Source organism: Thalassobacter stenotrophicus (assembly GCF_001458315.1).
Taxonomy (GTDB): domain Bacteria; phylum Pseudomonadota; class Alphaproteobacteria; order Rhodobacterales; family Rhodobacteraceae; genus Thalassobacter; species Thalassobacter stenotrophicus.
Genome location: NZ_CYRX01000029.1, coordinates 34,320 through 54,760, shown reverse-complemented (window position 1 = coordinate 54,760; position 20,441 = coordinate 34,320). Strand labels below are relative to the sequence as shown.

Genomic DNA, 20,441 nt, shown 5'->3' with positions numbered 1-20,441 from the left:
TCAGATCAAAGATGCTCTCGCAGCATTTGATGAAATGGCAAAAGGCGCTTCACCTCAGTTACGGCGGCCTTCACCAAACCGTCGGGGTGATCGGCACGAACGTTCCGCTGCACGATCAGCCCCTTGCGACGCAACAGATCACCGTGGGTGTGGTCGGGATCAAACGGTTTGGGCACACGCTTCAACGGCTCAGGCCCATAATCCACAACATCGCCGCCCGTGGCATCAATCACATCCGTCAGGTCATCGCCCACGCGATCAACCATCCGGCGATACCGCAAAAGTCCCTCTTTTTGCAGCCCCAAGACCCCAGTGGCCAGATACACCGCGTCATGGTCGATCCCAAAGAAATACCAAGGCCGCGCCTCATCCGCGCCGGCGTCCGACCAAATCATGTGCAGCCACGGATTGAACGGTGACTTGTCCTTGGCAAAACGAACATCGCGATAGATGCGATAGACCTTGGGCGTCACAGGAATATGCGCGATGCGGCTGATTTCTTCGGCCATGATCTCAGCAAACAAAACGCCCGGTGCGCGGATATCATCGTTGTAAAACGCTTTGCGCTCATTGAACCAATCACGCGTGTTGTTCGCCTTAAGATCGGTAAAGAACTGCTGCGCGCGAGGGATAAGCGCGTTGAACCCGTCTGACATGGTGCCTCCTGTCGTGGCCTGACTCACCTTACGACGCATCGCCAAACCCGCGAGGACAAAAAAGAACCCGGACCAAAAGATCCGGGCCAAGTCCAACAGGGAGGTGCATCTGAGAGCCAGCAGATGCCACTGGTCACGATAAGCAATACGCCTTGATGTCGGGCGAAACTTTGACCGAGATCAAGTTTCTTAATGACATTAGTGCGACATACTCACCGGTTCGCATTAACTCATAAGACGATATCCACCGGACTCTGTCACTAAAATACGGGCCTGACCGGGATCGGGCTCAATCTTTTGGCGCAAACGGTAGATATGCGTTTCAAGCGTGTGGGTCGTCACGCCCGCATTATACCCCCACACTTCGTGCAACAGGACATCGCGTGCGACGACCCCATCATTTGCACGGTACAGGAATTTCAGGATGTTGGTTTCCTTCTCCGTCAGGCGAATTTTCTTTTCATCCTCGGTGATGAGCATCTTCATCGCAGGCTTAAAGGTATACGGTCCGAGGGTGAAAATCGCGTCTTCTGATTGCTCATGGGTCCGCAATTGCGCCCGGATGCGGGCCAAAAGAACAGGGAATTTGAATGGCTTGGGAATGTAATCATTCGCACCAGCATCCAGGCCGAGGATGGTATCCGCATCCGTATCATGCCCCGTCAGCATCACAATGGGACACTTCACGCCCTGCTTGCGCATCAAACGGCATAACTCCCGACCGTCAGTGTCGGGCAGACCAACATCAAGCACGATCAGATCATAAAGCTGCTCTTTGGCGCGGACCATTCCGCTTGCGCCCGAATCCGCCTCAAACACATCAAAATCTTCAGTGAGCACCAATTGCTCGGCCAATGCATCGCGCAGATCGTCATCATCATCGACCAGCAAAATTTTCTTTAGGTTAGCCATCTCATGTCTCCAATTGTTAACCAAAGGATTGCCTCTCGGCGCGACACAAACAAGAGACTTCGCGATCTTCTCACGGCGCGTTCACAAGGACGTGTCGCCAAAGGGGGTTTTGTTTCATATCATGAGGAACGGCCTTGTCCGTCCAGCCCGATTGTTACAGAGATCACCCATGATTTTGCTGCCTACCCCCGCTGAACTGGTTGCACGCGCCCGCGCGGACCTGCGGCTTGGGCTGCCAGTGGTGATTTCTGATGGCCCCTCGCGGATCGTTCTGGCCAGTGTTGAAACTGTGTCGAGTGCGCGATTGACCGAGATGCGCGGTTTGGGTGAGTTGATTCTATGCCTCAGCGGGCGACGTGCCCAAACGCTGAAGGCGCGCGCCTATGACGGTGACGTCGCGCGGATCGTCGTGCCAAGCGAGGCGGATTTGGCATGGATGCAGGCAGTCGCGGACCCTGCTGATGATCTGCGAACCCCGATGAAGGGGCCGTTCAAAACCCTCCGTACCGAGGGTGCTGCCGTTTGGCAGGCGGCGGTTGGTCTGGCCAAGACTGCGCATTTGCTGCCCGCAGTTGTCGGCGTTGACCTCAATACCCCGCTGGACGGGCTGACTGTTCTGACGCTCAGCTCGGTGCAGCAGGCACTGGTTGAAGCCTCCACCCTTGGTCAAGTCGTCGGGGCAAAACTACCCATGAACGCAGGCCGTGGCCGGCTAGAAATTTTCCGTCCCACCGATGGTGGCGAGGAACATTATGCGGTGCAAATTGGCTTGCCTGATCGCGCCGCCCCGGTTTTGGTTCGCCTACATTCTGCCTGTTTTACGGGTGATGTACTGGGCAGTCTCAAATGTGATTGTGGCCCACAGTTGCGCGGCGCGCTTGGCCAAATGGGGTCTGAGGGCGCGGGCGTATTGCTTTACCTCAACCAAGAGGGACGCGGCATTGGCCTGGCCAACAAGATGCGCGCCTATGATCTACAGGATCAGGGGTTTGACACGGTCGAGGCCAATCACCGTCTTGGGTTTGAAGATGATGAGCGTGATTTCCGTTTAGGCGCGGGCATCCTGCGCGAAATGGGCATCACCTCCGTCCGATTGATGACGAATAACCCCGCCAAGATCGCGATGATGCAGGCCCAAGGCATCGAAGTTGTCGAAAGGGTGCCGCTGCAAGTTGGCCAAACGCCCGAAAACGCCAACTACCTTGCCGTAAAAGCCGCCAAATCCGGGCATCTGCTGTGACCCCTTTGGATATGGTCGTGGGGCCAACGGGCCTTCGATTTGCGGGGCGGCAGTTCCCCTGCGTCGTCGGGCGCGGCGGCATCACGAGCGACAAACGCGAAGGCGATGGCGCGACACCGCGCGGGACGCACCGGATTGTAGGCCTGTTGTACCGGCCCGACCGCATGGCGCGGCCGACGGATTGGGCGGTCCCGATTGGTCCGAGGGATTTGTGGTCCGACGACCCGACCCATGAGGATTATAACCTCATGGTACGCGCGCCCTACCCCCACAGCCACGAACAACTGCGCCGCGCTGATCCACTGTATGATCTAGTGCTGATCACCGATTGGAATTGGCCGCGGGCAGAACGGAGCAAAGGCTCGGCGATATTCATTCACCGGTGGCGGCGGCCCGGATACCCGACCGAAGGGTGTGTCGGATTGCGGCCAGATCACCTTGCATGGATCGCCCCACGCATCCGGTACGCCACGCGGTTGATTGTGCGGTAGGCGGGCGCGCTAAGCGGTTCCCGCCCGCGCGCCAAAGATCGCAGACCCGACACGCACATGGGTCGCCCCCAGCGCAATCGCCTGCTCAAAATCACCGGACATGCCCATCGACAGACCTTCAAGCCCATTGCGCGCAGCCAATTTCGCCAACAGCGCAAAGTGCATCGACGGATGCTCATCCACCGGCGGGATGCACATCAAACCCAGCACAGGCAGTTCCAGTGCGCGGGCCTCTGCCACAAAGGCATCCGCTTCCGAAGGCAAAACACCGGCCTTTTGCGGTTCTTCCCCGGTGTTCACCTGCAAGAACACACCGGGGCAACGGCCCAGCTCCTGCGCCATAGAGGCGATGCGGCGCGCAATTTTGGGACGATCCACCGAATGGATCACGTCAAACAGCTCCATCGCGGGACGGGCTTTGTTGGTTTGCAGCGGCCCAAGCAGGTGCAACTCAACACCCGGATAGGTCTCTTGCCACGCGGGCCACTTGTCTTGGGCTTCTTGCACGCGGTTTTCACCGAAAACCCGGTGGCCTTCTTGCAAAACCGCCTCGACCCGCTCAGGCGGCTGGACCTTGGACACGGCGATTAGCGTCGTCTGCCCCACGCGGCCCGCCTCTTGTTCCGCCTTTGCGATCCGGTCGTTAATCTCACTCAGTCCCATGGCACGTCCAACGCTTTGAGGGTTTCGATCATCGGGGCAAGGTGGTCGGCATAAGCCCGCCACCCCCCGATGGATTTAGGGCTAATCGGCTGGCGGACCTGCTCAATCGACAGGGTCTGGACAGATCGCGTGTTCCGCTCGGGGTGCAAACACGCCTCTTCCATTGGCAGATCACACGCAGCCAGCAAGGCCGGGATTTCGCGGCCGGGATCGCGCACTAATGCCTCATAGGACACTTCGATGAACATATCAGGATCCTGCGCGCGCCAATAGCTGACCATCTCGGTCACGGCCTTGATCTGCCGGGCGATGTCCCGTTGGTCATTTGCATAGCGGTGGGTGCCAACCTTGAAATGGTTGCGCCAGATGGACCAGCCGATATCCCGGGGATCACGACGCACGTAGATCATCTTGGCATTCGGGATCAGGTCCTTGAGGATACCAGCCACCAGATATGTCGTGATCGACTTATCCGTATAGGTCCCCGTCGCCTTGTGGATTTGGGCCATCCCATCCACATAGCGCTGGCCGATCAGCGAATATTCATCAGGGTTCAGTTTAGACAGGTGCCGAAACCGGGTGCCCTGCTGCAAAACAGAAAACGCCGCGCGGACGGGCAGACCCGTTTCGCCAGTGCCTTTGACGGTGCTGTGGCTTGCAAGGATTTGCTCAACCAGCGTTGTGCCCGAGCGAGGCATCCCTGTGATGAACAATGGTGTCGCGTTGGTTTGTCGTTTTGGCGTTGGCCAAGGGCGGGCGTCGTAGGCGGAACGTAGAAAGGCCATTTCCCTATATCGCTCGGCAAACGTACTCGGAGCCGCGCGCTTTTGTTCTGCATTCCCTTCGGACAGATAAGGCAAACCATCCGCGCCAAGGGCCGCGAACAACGCGTAACCTGCTTCGATCTTTTGCTCAGGCGGTAGGCGACCTTGGTCCCACGCGGCGCGAACGCGCACGACATCTGGGTCGGTGGCGGTCAGCTTTGAGCTAATGCTCAAGAGCCGCAAAAGCGAACCGCTTTCGGTTTCCAGCTTAAGGGCGCGGCGCAAAACCGGCTCGGCTTCGTCACGACGGCCCAGTGTTTGCAAATAATGGGCCTTGTCCGCCAACGGCTTAACGTGGCGCGGGGCGATGGCGGCGATGCGGTCAAATGTGGCAAGCGCGCGCGTACTGTCACCTTGTGATTGATAGGCCCGGGCTAATAGGTCCAACACAATCGGCGTCTTGGTGCGGCTGGCCAAACGCTTGGCCTGCTTAAGCGCAAGTTCGCCCGAACCTGTCGCCAGTAATTTGTTTATTTTTTCAATATCACTCATGCAATCTTCCCTAGAAGGCCACTGCACAAAAGAAAAGAGCGGGCCAAAGCCCGCTCTTCCCCAACCAAATAATCCAGATGGATTAGAAGGACATTGCCATGCCGAGCGACCAACGGCCGTTGTCTGCACCAGCAGCGTTTGTGCCGTCGCCGTAACCGAAGTGTACGCCAGCGCCGCCACCCAGGTCGTATTTAGCAGCAACACCGAAGCCGTCTGCTTTGCCTGTGCCGTCTACGTCGTCTTCTGCGTAGTTAGCATGCAGGGACAGTGCGCCAGCGGAGTAGCCGAGGCCGATTTGCATCAGGTCACGGTCAGCACCGGCGCGATCTTCACCAGTTGCAATCATGATACCAGCGTTCAGAGCGCCAAAGCCGTAGCCGAGGGACACACCGGTCAGCTCAGCTTCGTCGCCAGTTGCATCGGCTGTGCCGGACTGGTGAGCGATACCGAAGGATACGCCAGCAACGTTGCCTTTGAAGCCAACTGCGAAGCCGTTTTCTGCGTCTGCAACACCTTGCTCAACCGACACTGCGAATGCGTAGTCGCCGAAGGAGTAGTCGTAGCGTGCGATCATGCCGTCGCCGTTACCGTCGAGGTACGAACCAGCGTAACCGGAGTAGGATGTTTCGCCGTCAGCGATGGAACCTGGGTTGCCGACGTTGCCGCCTTCGGTCAGGGCCCAGTCCATTGCGCCATCGGTGTCACCGAAGGTCAATGTGCCGAATGCGCCGGAGACGAAGATTGTGTAGTCGTTGGACGTGTTGTCGGTGTTGTCGCCGATTTCGCCGTTGGTTGCTGTTTCCAGTGCGTCATCCAGATCGATGGTTGCGCCGAATGCCAGGCCACCGTCTGTTTCGCCAGTCATGGAGAAACGAACGTCTACGGACGAGAAGAAGCCCAGCTCGTCGTCGCCGTTGTGATCCAGATCAGCGATACCCAGCTCAGCGGAACCGGAAACTGCGACGTCTGCAGCAGCAGCGCCAGCGAATGCGACGATTGCGGTCGTTGCAAAGAGAACTTTTTTCATAGTTTTCCCTCGTGTGTTTTTCAAAATTTGGCCCACCACGGGGAATCCGTACTGGGTATGCCCCTCTCTCACGGTTTCGTCATAGCTTTGCAAGCGAGGCGAAATGGCTACGGATTTTTCGCCATCAAAATGGTGCAGACATGCCACAGTCTGTTTCCGCCCCCGGCACCTTTTGGGTGGCAGGCCCACTATATACACGCACAAATGGATATAGAGCGCGGGGTCTTGCCGGTGCATCCCTGCTCGGATAGACCAACGTGGATAGATATAGATGCAGGGGCGAGACGCATGACGCTGGGGATTACGGCCAAGACAATCGGAACGGTGGCCCTGCTCACCATGCTCGGCGCCTGCGGCGGCGGCGAAAGAACCGGCCTGTTCGGGCAAACCCGCGACGAGCGGATCGCCAACCAGACCAACCCTGCCAAGGAACTAGAGGCCGAACGCCGCGCTCGTGGTTCTGTGTTTGACCTGTTCGACAACGCGGACGACCCAAATGTAACAGTCGAAGTGAACCGCTACTTGTGGAACGCAACGCTGGATGTCCTGAGCTTTATGCCCATTGAGGCCGCTGATCCGTTTTCGGGCGTGATCCAGTTTGGCTACGGCACGCCCCCCGGCAGCGGCCGCGCGTATCAGGCCACCGTGTTCGTGACGGACCCCGCGCTCGATGCTCGGTCGCTGAACCTTGCGCTGCGGACTCGCTCCGGCGCCGTTAGCCCCGAAATTCAGCGCCAGATCGAAGATGCGATCATGACCCGCGCCCGCCAACTGCGGATTGCCGACGGCGACCTATAGAAATTCTGCGCCCAGCGCTTTATGCGTCCCGTGAGCACGCCACACTAAAGGGCGGCCCGCGTTTAAGAAGGATATCCCATGAGCCGGTATGAAACCTCCGAAGTTGAGCCAAAGTGGCAAGAGAAATGGGATGCCGCGCAGGTTTTTGAGGCCAAGGTCGATCCGAACCGGCCCAAATACTATGTGTTAGAGATGTTCCCCTACCCCTCGGGCCGGATCCACATCGGGCACGTGCGCAACTATACGATGGGCGACGTAATTGCGCGGTATAAGATGTCGTGTGGCTTTTCGGTGTTGCACCCGATGGGATGGGATGCGTTCGGCATGCCTGCCGAGAATGCCGCGATGGCGTCCGGTGGTCACCCCAAGGATTGGACCTACGCCAATATCGACGTGATGCGTGGCCAGATGAAACCCCTTGGCCTGAGCATCGACTGGACCCGCGAATTCGCGACCTGCGATCTGGAGTATTATGGCCAGCAGCAGGCACTGTTCCTAGACATGCTGGACGCGGGCCTTGTGTACCGCAAGAAGGCCGTCGTGAACTGGGACCCCGTGGACATGACCGTTCTGGCCAACGAACAGGTCGAAGACGGCAAAGGCTGGCGGTCCGGCGCTGAGGTGGAGCGCAAGGAGCTGACGCAGTGGTTCTTTGCCATTTCATCCATGGCGGATGAGCTGTTAGAAGCCATCGGTGATCTGGACGACTGGCCACCCAAGGTGAAGCTGATGCAGGAAAACTGGATCGGCAAATCGCGGGGCCTGCAATTTGGGTTTGAGCGTGTTGATGGGGGCGATCCGATTGAGGTCTATACCACCCGCCCCGACACCCTGAACGGCGCGTCTTTTGTTGGTATTTCGCCCGGTCACCCCATTGCCAAAGCGATGGCGGAAGAAAACCCCGAGGTTGCAGCCTTTATCAAAGAGGCCAGCAAGGGCGGAACCACCGCCGAAGCCGTCGAAAAGGCGGAAAAGCTGGGCTATGACACTGGGCTTCGGGTCAAACACCCGCTTAACCCCGACTGGGAACTGCCCGTCTGGATCGCGAACTTTATTCTGATGGATTACGGCACGGGCGCTATTTTTGCCTGTCCCGCCCATGATCAGCGTGATCTCGATTTCTGCCGCAAGTACGATCTGCCGGTGATCGACACCTTCTTTGGCCTAGAGGATGCGACCCCCGTTGAGGCAGAGGCCTTTGTGCCGACCAAGACTGAGCGTGTGCGCTGGGTCGATCACTTTGCCGGGCTGGATATCGCGACGGGTGAAGAGGCCATTGAGGCCACAATCGATTTCGCCGAGGCCGCTGGCTGGGGCAAAGGGGTTGAGCAGTTCCGCCTGCGCGATTGGGGCCTGAGCCGCCAACGCTATTGGGGCTGCCCCATTCCTGTGGTGCATTGCGCCACCTGCGGTGTGGTTCCTGAAAAGAAAGAAAACCTGCCCATCGCGCTGCCTGATGACGTCAGCTTTGACGTACCTGGCAACCCACTAGACCGCCATCCGGCATGGCGTGACGCGACCTGCCCCACATGTGGTGGCGCAGCTCAGCGTGAAACCGACACGATGGACACCTTTGTCGATTCGTCTTGGTATTACGCGCGCTTCACCGCGCCGCGCGCAACGACCCCCACGGACATGGCCGAGGTCGACTATTGGATGAACGTCGATCAGTACATCGGCGGGATTGAGCACGCTATTTTACACCTACTCTATTCGCGGTTCTTTGCCCGGGCGATGCAGGTCACTGGCCACCTCCCCGAAAGCGCGAAAGAGCCGTTCAACGCGCTGTTCACCCAAGGCATGGTCACCCACGCGATTTTCAAAACAACCGGTGCAGACGGTCGGCCAAAGTATCACTACCCCGAGGAAGTCGAACTGCGCGAAGGCAAAGGCTTTCTTGAGGACGGCACCGAGGTCGACATCATCCCGTCCGCCAAAATGTCCAAATCCAAGAACAACGTGGTCGATCCGCAGGCGATCATTGCGCAATACGGCGCGGACACGGCTCGTTGGTTCGTGCTGAGCGACTCGCCCCCCGAGCGGGACGTTGAGTGGACCGCATCCGGCGCGGAAGCGTCGTACAAACACCTGCAACGCGTCTGGCGCATCGCCTCAGACGTGGCGCGGGCGGATCGTGCGGCCAACGATGCAGACGCCGAATTGCTGCGCGCCATGCACAAAACCATCCAAGAGGTCACCCAAGCCATTGATGGCTTTGCGTTCAACGCGGCGGTGGCGAAGCTTTATGGCTTTACCAACACGCTCAACAAATCCGATGCAGGGGCCGAAGCCCGCCGCATTGCATGCCGGACGTTGGCACAACTGATGTCGCCCATGACCCCGCACTTGGCTGAGGAAATCTGGGCTTTGCTCGATGGCGAAGGGTTTGTCCTTAACGCAGAATGGCCCAAAGCCGACCCCGCCATGTTGGTCGAAGACACAATCACTTTGCCCATCCAGATCAACGGCAAACGCCGCTCTGAGCTAAAGATCGCCAAAGACCTTCCCAAGGATGAGGTTGAAAAGCTGGCGCTCGCGGATGAAGCTGTGGTCAAGGCTTTGGACGGCGGCACGCCCAAAAAGCTGATCGTGGTGCCGGGGCGGATCGTGAATGTGGTCATCTAGACGAAACGTACTGTTGGGGGCTGCAGCTCTTGCTGGCTGCGGCTTTACCCCTGTGTATGGGCCTGACGGAGGGGTCAATGGCATTCGCGATGCGATACGTATGGATGCACCCAACACGCGCGATAGCTTTGATTTCGTAGCCCAAATGGAACAGCGGCTGGGTCGCTCAAACGCACCGCGCTACGATCTGTCCTATGTGATCACCACGCGTGAAAGCGGGCTGGCCATCACCGGCTCTAACTTTGTGACCCGCTTCAATGTGCAAGGCACCCTGACCTATGCCGTTCGCCCCCTCGGCGCCGATGATCCGGTCACCGAGGGCGTTGTGACCGGCTTCACATCCTACTCGGCAAGCGGCTCGACCATTTCGACACTCGCCTCAGAGCGGGACGCAAGCGCGCGTTTGATGGTTATCCTTGCGGATAAGCTGGTGGCGCAACTGCTCGTGGACCCTGCTCTCACATGAAGCTGGCGGGCGCACAGGCCACACGGTTTTTCGCCAAGCCAGAGGCGGGGATCGCAGGTCTTTTGATCTATGGCGCGGATGCGATGCGCGTGGCTTTGCGCCGCCAAGAAGTGGTCGCTGCGCTTGTAGGTCCCGAGGGTGAGGCCGAGATGCGGCTCAGCCGGATGCCCGCTACCGATCTGCGCAAAGACCCCGCCGCCGCCCTAGACGGCCTCAAGGCGCACGGCTTTTTTCCCGGACCCCGCGTGGTCTTCATTGAAGACGCGACCGAAGCCTTGGCCGCCCCGATCATCGACGCATTGGCGGAATGGCAAGACGGTGACGCGTCTTTGATCGTGACCTGCGGCTCGCTCCGCGCGACGTCAAAACTGCGCAAAGCGTTTGAAGGCCATCGCCGAGCCTATGCCGTGGGCCTCTATGATGATCCACCCTCGCGTGAGGAAATCGAAGCCGCTTTGCGCGCCGCAGGACTAGAGCAAATCAGCAATGAGGCGCACCGCGATCTTGACACGCTTTCGCGGGCGTTGGACCCCGGTGACTTTCGCCAAACCGTCGAAAAGCTGGGTCTGTACAAACGCGGCGACACAACCCCAGTAACCCCTCTAGACGTCGCAAACTGCGCGCCTGTGACGATTGAGGCGGCCCTTGATGACGTGATCCACGCCAGCGCGGAGGGTCGCGGCAATGAAATCGGCCCCTTGATCCAAAAGCTAGGCGGCCAAGGCGTGCAGGCCGTGGCGTTGTGCATTGGAGCCACCCGACATTTCCGCACCTTGTACGCGGCCGCCTGTGACCCCGGCGGCGCAGCCCAAGGGCTTAGCCGCGCAAAACCGCCCGTCTTTGGCCCCCGGCGTGACCGGATGGCCCGTCAGGCGCAGCAGTGGGGCGTGCATAAACTCCAAGACGCCCTGCGCGAGCTGACAACCGCTGACCTAACCCTGCGCTCGTCCTCCATGGCACCGCAAATGGCGGTGATGGAACGGACCCTGCTGCGCCTTGCGGTTTATGCCAACCGATAGTTCGCGGCATGCCGTCCAGCCCAAAGCCCGGTCGCAAAACAGGCCGTTAGAAGGTAGCCGCCCGTAGGTGCCTCCCAATCCAGCATTTCACCGCAAACAAACGTGCCCGGCCTGTCCCGCAGCATAAACTGATCATCCAAGGCATCGCGCCGCACCCCACCAGCAGTTGAAATCGCCTCATCCATAGGGCGTGGCGGACCAAGCGGGATGGGCAGGGCTTTGATGACGGATGCCAAATCATCCGGAAACGGTCGGGCAAACTCATTCAACAGTGCGATTTGTACTGGCGTAAGGCCCAGCGCCTTCCGCAAGTGAGTTGCAACACTGGCCTTCCCTCGCGGGCGTGCCAACCGCGCGGCCACCTCATCACGTGACAGATCGGGCTTCAGGTCCAGCGCCAGCCCCGCGCCCTCTCGCAGCGCGCGGGAGATCGCATAAATGCCTCCGCCCTCTAACCCGCGGGCCGAAACAACAATCTCACCTCGATGCATCCGCTCCGCAACGCGCAGGCCGCAATTCTTAACCGGGGTCCCAAAATGACGCAGCATATGGTCGGACCAATCCACGCAAAACCCCATGTTCGCGGGTCGAAACGGGGCAACTTGCCCCAACCAATCCGCCCATGCCCCGTCAGAGCCAAGCCGCGCCCATGATGCCCCGCCACACGCCAAAACCGTCACTTCGGGGCGCGCAGCCACCGCGCCTTCGGGTGTTTCGAAACACACAGATGGACCATCCCACCCGGTCCAACGCCAATTGCGCCACAACACAACGCCCAACTCATCCAAGCGCGCCAACCACGCCCGCAAAAGTGGTGAGGCTTTCATAGCAATGGGAAACACCCGCCCCGTAGATCCAGTAAACACTTCTTGCCCCAAACCAAGGGCCCATTCCTGCACCTGCTCAGGCCCAAATTCGGCTAACATCGGCGCCAACCAATCCTCGGCTTCCGCGTAAGCCGCCCCAAATTCAGCCTCAACCTTGGTCAAATTCAGCCCAGATTTGCCCGCCATTAGGAATTTACGCGCAGGCGACGGCTTAGCCTCCGCCACGACCACCCTGCGCCCAGCTCGGGCCAAAGCCTCCGCTGCCATCAACCCGGCAGGTCCCGCGCCAATGACCAACGCATCCATGCTCTTGTCCAAATCCAACATAACTCCACCATTAGGCCCGACACACGACCGGAGCCAGCCTAATGTCCGAACCACATCCCATCTGCGCGCTCTGTGAACGGCCGGTTCCGCCGGACGCTCCACAAAGCTGGCACCACCTTGTGCCAAAACTTCGCGGCGGCAAAGGCGGACCCACGGTCCTTGTCCACCAAATCTGCCACAACGAAATTCATGCAAGCGCCTCCGAGGCAGAACTCGCCCGCCTCTGGAACACCCCCGAAACCCTCCGCACCCACCCACGATTGGCCAAATTCATCGCATGGATCCGCAAACGGCCCGCGGACTTTCACTCCAAAACACCTGGCGGCCGCCGAAGCTGGAAAAAACGCTAACCCCTCTTTGGTTCTCAAATATCCTGGGGGAGGCGGCCTCGGCCGACGGGGGCAAAGCCCCCTATTCGTAAGCTGACACCAGATCCAACGCCTTGCGAAATACCGTCGGCAAATCATCCCGAACGACGGGCTGGAACTCCACACCCCCAGATGACTGCTCCACTGTGTGCACGCGCAACACTAAGTGAAAATGCGTGAACGTATGGCGGACCTCGCCCACCTCGCGCCAATCGGCAGCAAAGGGTGCCGCTGGCGCAGGATCATCTGACCAATCAGACCCCGGGAACCCGATCATCCCCCCCAACAACCCCTTATCGGGGCGTTGCTCCACCAGCCAATGATCCCCCCGCCGCGCAAGATAGATATACCCATGGCGCGTTGGCTTCGTCTTTTTCGGCAGTTTCTTGGGCAACTCAGCCTGCACGCCTTGCGCCCGCGCGAGACAGGGCGTGGACCACGGGCAAATCCCACAAGCCGGGTTCCGTGGCGTACAGATCGTCGCCCCTAAATCCATAATCGCTTGCGCATAGTCACCGGGCCGGTCCTGTGGCGTGATCGCTTCGGCAGCCTCGGTGATTTCTGGTTTGGCCTTGGGAAGCGGCGTCTCAATTAAACGCAAACGAGCAATCACCCGCTCCACGTTTCCATCTACAACCGTTGCCGGCGCATCAAACGCGATAGAGGCGACAGCAGCCGCCGTATACGGGCCAACTCCCGGCAGCTTCAGCAGCGCCTCAACCGTATCAGGAAACACCCCACCATGATCTGCGGCCACAACGCGCGCGCATTTCAACAGGTTACGCGCGCGCGCATAGTACCCAAGCCCTGCCCATGCGGCCATCACATCGGCGTCCTCAGCCGCCGCCAAATCCGACACAGTTGGCCATTTCGCCATGAACTTACGCCAATAATCCCGCACCGCAGCGACGGTGGTTTGCTGCAACATCACCTCGGACATCCAAATGCCATAGGGATCGGGCCGTTCTCCGGTTGCGCGAGCGGCAGGTCCCACGCGCCACGGCATCACCCGCGCATGTTGGTCGTACCACCCTAACAAATCTTCGCTTAATTGCTCACGCATTGGTTATCACAGCCCTTGTTCCCCTCTGCTCACCGTGGTGTAGGATAGGACGACTCGGGGAGACAACCACATGCAGCCTGCACGGCGTTCCAAAGGATTTCGGCGGACCAGCACACTGGTGGATCAAAAAGTCCGCGCCGTGACCGGACAGCGTGGCTTTGCGGAAACCCGCATCCTGACCCATTGGGATGACATCGTCGGCCCAGAAACAGCCTCAATGTGCCGCCCCGTTGATGTGAAATACACGCGCACACATGTCGGCGCGACCCTTACCCTGCTGACAACGGGGGCAATGGCTCCGATCCTCAAGATGCAAGAGCCCGGCATCCGTGAACGCGTGAATGCCTGCTACGGCTACAATGCAATTGGCAAAATCCGCATCACTCAAACGGCCCCCACCGGCTTTGCCGAAGGTCAGGTTTCATTCCAAGCGCGCCCCAAAACACCCAGCCTTTCGGCCCAAGAGCAACATGCCAACCGCAGCAAAGCCGCCATCCACACCTCGGATGTGCAAGACGAAGGATTACGCGCCGCTCTTGAACACCTTGGCGCAAACATCATCTCAAAACAAAGCCGATAATGCGGCCCCCTAAAGAACCGGAGACCCCCCGATGCTGAACCGTCGTTCGCTCATGATCATGATCCCCGCAGCTGCCGCTGGCGTCGCATACAGCTATTGGCCCCACGCCGAGGGCACGACACCCCCAGCGTTTGACCTGCGCGCCAATGCCCAAGAGGGGTCGATCACCATCGAAGACATGACCATTGGCGACCCGAACGCACCGGTCAAAGTGGTCGAGTACGCCTCATTCACCTGTCCACATTGCGCGAATTTCCACCGCGATACGTTCAAGGACTTCAAAGCGGAATACATCGACACCGGCAAAGCACATTTCACACATCGCGAAGTCTTTTTTGACCGGTACGGGTTGTGGGCCTCGATGATGGCGCGGTGTGGCGGGGCGGACCGGTACTTTGGATTGATCGATTTGGTTTACGCCACCCAAGGTGACTGGGCGCGCCAATCCCAGCCCGCGCTGGTAGCAGATGCGCTTAAGAAGATTGGCCTTCAAGCCGGTATGGACAGCACAACGCTAGACGCCTGCATGCAGGACGCCGACATGGCTCAATCGCTTGTGGCTTGGTATCAGGACAATGCGGGCCGCGATGGCATTCAATCCACGCCGTCATTCCTGATCAACGGCACTATGCATTCCGGCAACATGTCGCTCAGCAGACTGGGTGAATTGGTCGACGCCGCCAGCTAAAGCAGCGCGCGCAGACGGGCCTCTAGCGGGGCCCAATCCTCAATCTCTAGCCGAACCGGCAGCGTCATCACCCGCCCACGCAGGGCGGGTGGCAGTCGGACGGCATCCTTTTCCGTTGTGACCGGCTGAGCGGAAAGTTTGGCGGCTTTATCGCCCAAACGAGTCAAAAGCGCTTGGGTCAGCGGCTGGTGGTCCGACAAGGCTTCGGTCCCGCGCAGGTCCGCTCCAAGCGCTTTCAAAGTGCGAAAGAATTTCTCCGGCTGGCCGATGCCCGCAAAGGCGAAGACAGGCACGCCCTGCCAACTCATACCCGTGGGCAGGGGCGCAAGCGTCCCGCGCAGCTGAGGTGGGCCGGGAATATTCACATGATCCTCAGCCGCGCCGATGCTGAGCGTGAAGTCAGCCCGCGCAAGGCCCGTTGCGATGGGTTCACGCAGAGGGCCCGCCGGAATAACCTTACCGTTGCCGAACCCTTGGCGGGCGTCGACCACCACAATGCTCAGGTCCTTTTCCAGCGCAGGGTTCTGAAACCCATCGTCCAGCAGGATAATCTGCGCACCAGCCGCGACGGCCGCCTTGGCCCCTGCGGCGCGATCCTTGGCCACCCAAACGGGACCAAAGGCCGCCATCAAAAGTGGCTCATCCCCGACAACTTCGGCACGATGTTTGCGTACGTCGACCTGCACTGGCCCTGTCGCCGATCCGCCATACCCACGTGAGACAACGTGCACCGCAACGCCCCATTCCGTAAGGCGCTGCATCAATGCAATAACGGTCGGCGTTTTACCCGTGCCGCCCGCGTTTAGGTTGCCAACACATACAACAGGTACGGGCAATCGCACCGGCGCGCCCTTGGCCAACCGCCGCGCCGTCGCTGCCGCATAGATGGCACCAAGTGGTGATAACAACGCAGACCACAGCCCCGGGGGGCGCGTCCAGAAACTAGGCGCGCGCATCAGCGTTTCGCCTTTTCTATCATCGCCAAAAGGGCATTCACCGTTTCATCGACCACCTCCGCCCCGTCGGACACAACCTCCCACGCGGCATGTGCAAGACGCGCGGCTTCCTCTGGGGACAGGGCAGCATCCACTTGCTGGCCCAGATCATCAGCCGAGGACACAAGCCGCATCGCGTTGCCATCCGCCAAGCGCCCAAAGATTTCGCGAAAATTATCCGTGTGCGGCCCTGTCAGGATCGCAGATCCCAAACCCGCCGGCTCGAACGGATTGTGCCCACCGATCGGGACCAATGATCCGCCCAGAAACGTCACCGGGCAAACCCGGAACCACAGGCCCATTTCACCCAGCGTATCGGCCAGATAAATCTGGGTGTCTTCGGTCAAATTTTCATCGGCAGAGCGTTGTGCGACGTTCCACCCGTCTGCGCGCAGGTCAGCGGCAATCGCATCGCCACGCTCCGGATGCCGAGGCGCGAGGATCAACAAAAGCCGCAATGACGCGCGGCGCGCATACTTATGCGCCTGCGCCACCAGCGCCTCTTCACCGGGATGCGTAGAGGCCGCGAGCCAACAGGGTCGTCCCGCCAGTTGCGCGGCAAACGCCGCCCGGTCCACCTCTGCGCAAGGTGGTGGGGCGGCACCTTCCTTGAGCGTGCCGGTCACACGAACCGCACTGCCTTTCGCCCCGAGACGGCGTAGTTTACGAGCCGTTTCTCGATCTTGGGCGCGAATTTGGTCAAACCGTTGCAGCAAACTGGCTGCCGCACCGGAAAACCACTTCCACTTGGAAAAGCTCTGATCGGACATGCGTGCATTGATCAACGCCAAGGGGATGCCGCGTGCGTGCGTGTGATGAATCAGCGATGGCCACAGCTCACTCTCGGTCCAGACGGCAAGGTTCGGGCGCCAATGATCCAGAAAACGGCGCACAAAAAGCGTGGCGTCCAGCGGCACATATTGGTGGATTACTTGCTCAGGCAGTTGTTTGGCCATCAATTGTGCCGACGTTACAGTGCCGGTCGTCATCAAGATATTCAGGTCTGGGTCCTGCTCGATAAGCCCTCGCACTACATCCAACACAGAAATTGACTCGCCCACGGAGGCGCAGTGGATCCAAATCAAACGTCCCTTGGGGCGCGCTCTCCCTGCAATGCCCTTACGCTCAGGCAGCCGGTCGGCGTCCTCTTTACCATCAGCGAGGCGGGCCTTTAGCTTGCCCTCAGCAAAGGGGGCCGCGCGGGCGGACCACGCGAGATAAGCGGCCAAAGCCAGTGAGCGTGCCATCAGCTTAGGTGTCCAGCTCCTCGGTGGGGGAGGCCGCTGCCTCCTCATCCCGAAGCCTGTGAATATGGGCGATGAAGTACCTCATGTGCGCGTTATCGACGGTTTTCTGAGCCTCAGATTTCCACGCATCGTAGGCCGAGGCATAGTTCGGGTACATCCCAACGATGTGAATGGCTTCCACGTCTTTGAAGACATTCTTAGTCGGGTCCACCAGTTCGCCGCCAAAGACGAGATGTAGTCGCTGAACCATAGGAGGCTCCTTTCGGGTCACTTTGCGGGCACCATAGGCGTTGACCTTGGTACGTCAAGAAGCGCTCAGGTCGCGGGGACCAAACGCGCCATCAACCCCTGATGCACATTTGCGGGCGCGGCAAGCACGCCGTTGACCTGTGGGTGCGGGTTGTTAAAGCGCAATTGTGTGCCCCTTTGGTCGGTCACGGTGGCGCCCGCCTCGCGCGCGATCAAATCGCCCGCCGCAATGTCCCATTCCCATGAGGGGCGCAGCGTGATCATCCCGTCAAATGCGCCCTCAGCCACCAAAACCATGCGGTAGGCCAGCGAAGACCGAAAGTGTTGCGTGACAGGCAATGGCCCGCCCCAATGCTCTTCCGCGAACATCTTCTTGTTGCCCAACAATTGCGCCCCATCCAGCGCAGTGCGCGATGATGTGCCCAGCGCCATACCGTTCAACGTGGCACCCTGCCCGCGCGCCGCTGTGAACATCAAATCCAACATCGGCAAGTAGACGACTGCGGCGATGGGCACGCCATCTTCAACCACCGCGAGTGCATGGGAAAACCCGGTTTTGCCATTCATAAACGCGCGGGTGCCATCAATCGGGTCGACAACAAAAACGCGGCTCCGATCAAGGCGCGTGGCGTTGTCGGCGGTTTCTTCTGACAGCCAGCCATAGTCGCTGCGCGCGGCGGTTAGTTCCTCACGCAGCATGGTGTCGACCTCAATGTCGGCTTCTGTCACGGGGCCTTGGCCCGCGCCTTTGTCCCACGCCTCGGGGTCTTTGCGAAAGTGCTTGGCGGCTATCTCTCCCGCGGCCTTTGCGGCATCGCGTAGGAGCGCGAGATCAGGCTCCGGCAATCGTAAGCCCCTCTACCCGCATCGACGGAATCGCGCGGGTCAGATGCATCCGCGCGTCATTCGCGGGCGTCATGGTCCGCAGCATATCGCGCAGATTACCGGCCACCGTGCATTCATTCACGGGATAGGTGATTTCGCCGTTTTCCACCCAAAACCCCGAGGCACCGCGGGAATAATCACCCGTAGTCGCGTTGATCGAGGACCCGATCATCGAGGTAATCAAAAGCCCTGTCCCCATTTCAGCCAGCAGCTCTGCCTGCGTTTGGGTGCCCTGCGTTATCCGCAAATTCGATACAGAAGGGCTGGGCGGTGCGGACGTCCCGCGTGAGGCGTTGCCCGTTGAGGCCAGGCCAAGCTTGCGGCCAGTGGCCAGGTCCAGCACCCAGCCCTTGAGGACCCCGTCAGCCACAATATCCCTACGTGAAACGGGCAGGCCCTCACCATCAAAGGGACGGGAGCCGTTGACCCGCGCGAGGGTGGGATCCTCCCACAGGGTCATGCCGTCCGGCAGAACCGGCGTATCCATGGCATCGCGCAGGAACGACGCCCCGCGCACCACGGAACTGCCGTTAATAGCACCCATCAGGTGACCGATCAGGCTGTTGGCGACGCGTTCATCGTACAGCACTGGGTAGGCGCCGGTTGGCGGTTTGCGCGCGCCTGCACGTTGTAATGTCCGCTCAGCAGCCATCCGGCCGATTAATTCGGGCGCATCCAAATCGGCGGCATGGATACGGCTGTCGCCGTAGTAGTCACGCTCCATTTCGGTGCCCGTCCCGGTGATGGCCACAACGCTTAGGCTGGTGCCTGTGCGCTGATAACCACCTGAAAAACCATTCGACATTTCGAGGTGAAGCCGGCGGCCACCATATCCCGCACCAGCGTCCGATACCTGCGCGATACCATCATACGCGAGCGCCGCAGCCTCAGCCCGCGCGGCCATATCCTGAAGCTCAGCGGGGGTTGGTGGCTCCGCACTTTCCGCCAATTCAAGCGCGTCCAAATCCCAGTTTTTCGCCAAATCATCGGGGTCTGCTTGTCCGATTACGGGGTCCTCCGGGGCTTCTTTGGCCATAGCAACCGCCCGCTCGGCCATCTGCGCCAGTGTCGCGGCGGACGTATCCGATGCCGACACACAGGCCTGCCGCTTGCCCATCATAACCCGCAGGCCAATTTCGACCCCCTCGGATCGCTCGGCATGTTCCAACGCGCCGCCACGCACATCAATGCTCACGGATGTGCCGTCCACGGCCAAGGCATCAGCGGCGTCAGCCCCCGCAGCTTTTGCAGCCGAAAGGAGCGCTTTGGTCAGGTCAGAGAGCGATTGCGTCATGGGAAGTCCTTGATCGAGGTCTTCACTGAGGTAGTCCGCAAGGGCGGTGCGTGCAAGGCTGACGGCTGTTAACGAGTGTTAACTGACGTAGGCGCAAATTAGGATCGCGGCATCGGTCCCGTTGCTACCTTGGTGATCGGGGCCATAGATCGGCACCTCAATTTCGGTCACGCGAATGTTCTCGGGCAGGTCCGCAATCGCAAGGTCAAACGAAGCCGCGCGGTAGTGCGCCAACCCGACAGAGATCACACCCAAACCACCCGGCGCAATCACCCGCAGGACCTCTGGTAGTGCGAGCGGACCAAGGTGGCCAAGGGTAAAGGTGCCGCTGCTGATCACACCGCGATAAGCACCGTCAGGCACAGGCATACCCGCCGTAATATCGGCGATAAATGTCCGCTCATACAAGTTTTTTTCGTCAGCAACGCTCAGCATTTCGGTGGAGATATCAGTGCCATCGATCTGGTGCACACCCTGCTGCCGCAACGCAAATGCACCGAGCCCAGTGCCCGCACCCACATCAAGAACAGGACCTTTGCCACCAAGCTCGGCAAAAGTCTGGGCCACCGAAAACGGCAGTTGATAATCCATCGCAGCAGCAAAACTGGAGTCGTAGTCCCGCGCCCAAGCCGCATACAGCTTGCGCGAGTCTTCGGGTGTCCTAAGGCGATATGCCGTTTCTAGTGAACGCTCCGTCATGTTAAC

The 20,441-nt window shown here is 59.7% G+C and carries 22 protein-coding genes; 9 read left to right on the top strand and 13 right to left on the bottom strand.

The window, feature by feature from the left end; translation table 11 throughout:
- Nucleotides 1-5 precede the first annotated feature (5 nt).
- Together THS5294_RS09880 and THS5294_RS09875 are read right to left on the bottom strand one after the other, a co-directional pair.
- Entirely contained in the window at nucleotides 6-656 is a 651-nt protein-coding gene (locus THS5294_RS09880; RefSeq protein WP_058123639.1) for a DUF2461 domain-containing protein, read from the bottom strand.
- Nucleotides 657-881: 225 nt separating this feature from the next.
- Complete coding sequence (locus THS5294_RS09875; RefSeq protein WP_038007599.1) at nucleotides 882-1,568, bottom strand: response regulator transcription factor; 687 nt, start codon at nucleotides 1,566-1,568, stop codon at nucleotides 882-884.
- Nucleotides 1,569-1,737: 169 nt separating this feature from the next.
- On the opposite strand from THS5294_RS09875, the gene ribA reads away from it, so the two are divergent.
- Nucleotides 1,738-2,808 carry a GTP cyclohydrolase II gene (gene ribA, locus THS5294_RS09870; protein WP_058123638.1) on the top strand — a complete coding sequence of 357 codons (1,071 nt, stop codon included), beginning with the start codon at nucleotides 1,738-1,740 and terminating at the stop codon, nucleotides 2,806-2,808.
- Complete coding sequence (locus THS5294_RS09865; RefSeq protein WP_058123637.1) at nucleotides 2,805-3,299, top strand: L,D-transpeptidase family protein; 495 nt, start codon at nucleotides 2,805-2,807, stop codon at nucleotides 3,297-3,299. The genes ribA and THS5294_RS09865 overlap by 4 nt, the downstream gene beginning before the upstream one ends.
- A gap of 9 nt (nucleotides 3,300-3,308) precedes the next feature.
- Here THS5294_RS09865 and THS5294_RS09860 read toward each other — a convergent pair whose 3' ends face one another.
- The 3 genes from THS5294_RS09860 to THS5294_RS09850 form a co-directional block, all read right to left on the bottom strand.
- Nucleotides 3,309-3,962 (bottom strand): YggS family pyridoxal phosphate-dependent enzyme, encoded by a 654-nt coding sequence (locus THS5294_RS09860; protein ID WP_058123636.1) that lies wholly within the window; start codon nucleotides 3,960-3,962, stop codon nucleotides 3,309-3,311.
- The gene (locus tag THS5294_RS09855; RefSeq protein WP_058123635.1) at nucleotides 3,953-5,278 is read right to left on the bottom strand and encodes a sulfotransferase family protein; all 1,326 of its coding nucleotides are present in this window, start codon (nucleotides 5,276-5,278) and stop codon (nucleotides 3,953-3,955) included. Before THS5294_RS09855 ends, THS5294_RS09860 begins: the two co-directional genes overlap by 10 nt.
- Nucleotides 5,279-5,360: 82 nt before the next feature.
- Nucleotides 5,361-6,305, bottom strand: a complete 945-nt coding sequence (locus THS5294_RS09850; RefSeq protein ID WP_058123634.1) for a porin — start codon at nucleotides 6,303-6,305, stop codon at nucleotides 5,361-5,363.
- 288 nt (nucleotides 6,306-6,593) lie between these two features.
- Here THS5294_RS09850 and THS5294_RS09845 point away from each other — a divergent pair, with 288 nt between their 5' ends.
- The 4 genes from THS5294_RS09845 (at nucleotide 6,594) to holA (ending at nucleotide 11,213) form a co-directional block, all read left to right on the top strand.
- On the top strand, nucleotides 6,594-7,103 hold the full coding sequence (locus THS5294_RS09845) for a DUF3576 domain-containing protein (protein WP_038007571.1): 510 nt from the start codon (nucleotides 6,594-6,596) through the stop codon (nucleotides 7,101-7,103).
- 78 nt (nucleotides 7,104-7,181) lie between these two features.
- On the top strand, nucleotides 7,182-9,728 hold the full coding sequence (leuS, locus tag THS5294_RS09840) for a leucine--tRNA ligase (RefSeq protein ID WP_058123633.1): 2,547 nt from the start codon (nucleotides 7,182-7,184) through the stop codon (nucleotides 9,726-9,728).
- Complete coding sequence (gene lptE, locus THS5294_RS09835) at nucleotides 9,715-10,194, top strand: LPS assembly lipoprotein LptE (protein WP_058123632.1); 480 nt, start codon at nucleotides 9,715-9,717, stop codon at nucleotides 10,192-10,194. Before leuS ends, lptE begins: the two co-directional genes overlap by 14 nt.
- A complete protein-coding gene (gene holA / locus THS5294_RS09830) occupies nucleotides 10,191-11,213 on the top strand; it encodes a DNA polymerase III subunit delta (protein ID WP_058123631.1) in 1,023 nt (340 codons plus the stop codon). Before lptE ends, holA begins: the two co-directional genes overlap by 4 nt.
- On the opposite strand, the gene THS5294_RS09825 is transcribed toward holA, so the two are convergent.
- Nucleotides 11,198-12,346, bottom strand: a complete 1,149-nt coding sequence (locus tag THS5294_RS09825) for a TIGR03862 family flavoprotein (RefSeq protein ID WP_116904576.1) — start codon at nucleotides 12,344-12,346, stop codon at nucleotides 11,198-11,200. The two genes, holA and THS5294_RS09825, sit on opposite strands and share 16 nt — an antisense overlap.
- Before the next feature lie 62 nt (nucleotides 12,347-12,408).
- On the opposite strand from THS5294_RS09825, the gene THS5294_RS18590 reads away from it, so the two are divergent.
- Complete coding sequence (locus tag THS5294_RS18590; RefSeq protein ID WP_072936806.1) at nucleotides 12,409-12,717, top strand: HNH endonuclease; 309 nt, start codon at nucleotides 12,409-12,411, stop codon at nucleotides 12,715-12,717.
- Between the two features lie 61 nt (nucleotides 12,718-12,778).
- Here the strand turns inward: THS5294_RS18590 and mutY are convergent, their stop codons facing one another.
- Complete coding sequence (gene mutY / locus THS5294_RS09820) at nucleotides 12,779-13,798, bottom strand: A/G-specific adenine glycosylase (protein WP_058123629.1); 1,020 nt, start codon at nucleotides 13,796-13,798, stop codon at nucleotides 12,779-12,781.
- A gap of 70 nt (nucleotides 13,799-13,868) precedes the next feature.
- On the opposite strand from mutY, the gene THS5294_RS09815 reads away from it, so the two are divergent.
- Nucleotides 13,869-14,378: a DUF721 domain-containing protein gene (locus tag THS5294_RS09815; protein WP_058123628.1), complete on the top strand. Its 510-nt coding sequence runs from the start codon at nucleotides 13,869-13,871 to the stop codon at nucleotides 14,376-14,378.
- Between the two features lie 31 nt (nucleotides 14,379-14,409).
- Complete coding sequence (locus THS5294_RS09810; RefSeq protein ID WP_058123627.1) at nucleotides 14,410-15,066, top strand: DsbA family protein; 657 nt, start codon at nucleotides 14,410-14,412, stop codon at nucleotides 15,064-15,066.
- Here THS5294_RS09810 and lpxK read toward each other — a convergent pair.
- The 6 genes from lpxK to THS5294_RS09780 all read right to left on the bottom strand — a co-directional run bounded on the left by lpxK (nucleotide 15,063) and on the right by THS5294_RS09780 (nucleotide 20,435).
- A complete protein-coding gene (lpxK, locus tag THS5294_RS09805; RefSeq protein WP_058123626.1) occupies nucleotides 15,063-16,022 on the bottom strand; it encodes a tetraacyldisaccharide 4'-kinase in 960 nt (319 codons plus the stop codon). The two genes, THS5294_RS09810 and lpxK, sit on opposite strands and share 4 nt — an antisense overlap.
- On the bottom strand, nucleotides 16,022-17,308 hold the full coding sequence (locus tag THS5294_RS09800; protein ID WP_058123625.1) for a 3-deoxy-D-manno-octulosonic acid transferase: 1,287 nt from the start codon (nucleotides 17,306-17,308) through the stop codon (nucleotides 16,022-16,024). Before THS5294_RS09800 ends, lpxK begins: the two co-directional genes overlap by 1 nt.
- A 4-nt stretch (nucleotides 17,309-17,312) precedes the next feature.
- On the bottom strand, nucleotides 17,313-17,558 hold the full coding sequence (locus THS5294_RS09795) for a DUF4170 domain-containing protein (protein ID WP_038007547.1): 246 nt from the start codon (nucleotides 17,556-17,558) through the stop codon (nucleotides 17,313-17,315).
- Nucleotides 17,559-17,623: 65 nt separating this feature from the next.
- Complete coding sequence (locus THS5294_RS09790) at nucleotides 17,624-18,403, bottom strand: inositol monophosphatase family protein (protein ID WP_058123624.1); 780 nt, start codon at nucleotides 18,401-18,403, stop codon at nucleotides 17,624-17,626.
- A complete protein-coding gene (locus THS5294_RS09785) occupies nucleotides 18,390-19,736 on the bottom strand; it encodes a TldD/PmbA family protein (RefSeq protein WP_058123623.1) in 1,347 nt (448 codons plus the stop codon). Before THS5294_RS09785 ends, THS5294_RS09790 begins: the two co-directional genes overlap by 14 nt.
- Nucleotides 19,737-19,814: 78 nt before the next feature.
- Complete coding sequence (locus tag THS5294_RS09780; RefSeq protein WP_058123622.1) at nucleotides 19,815-20,435, bottom strand: class I SAM-dependent DNA methyltransferase; 621 nt, start codon at nucleotides 20,433-20,435, stop codon at nucleotides 19,815-19,817.
- Nucleotides 20,436-20,441 lie beyond the last annotated feature (6 nt).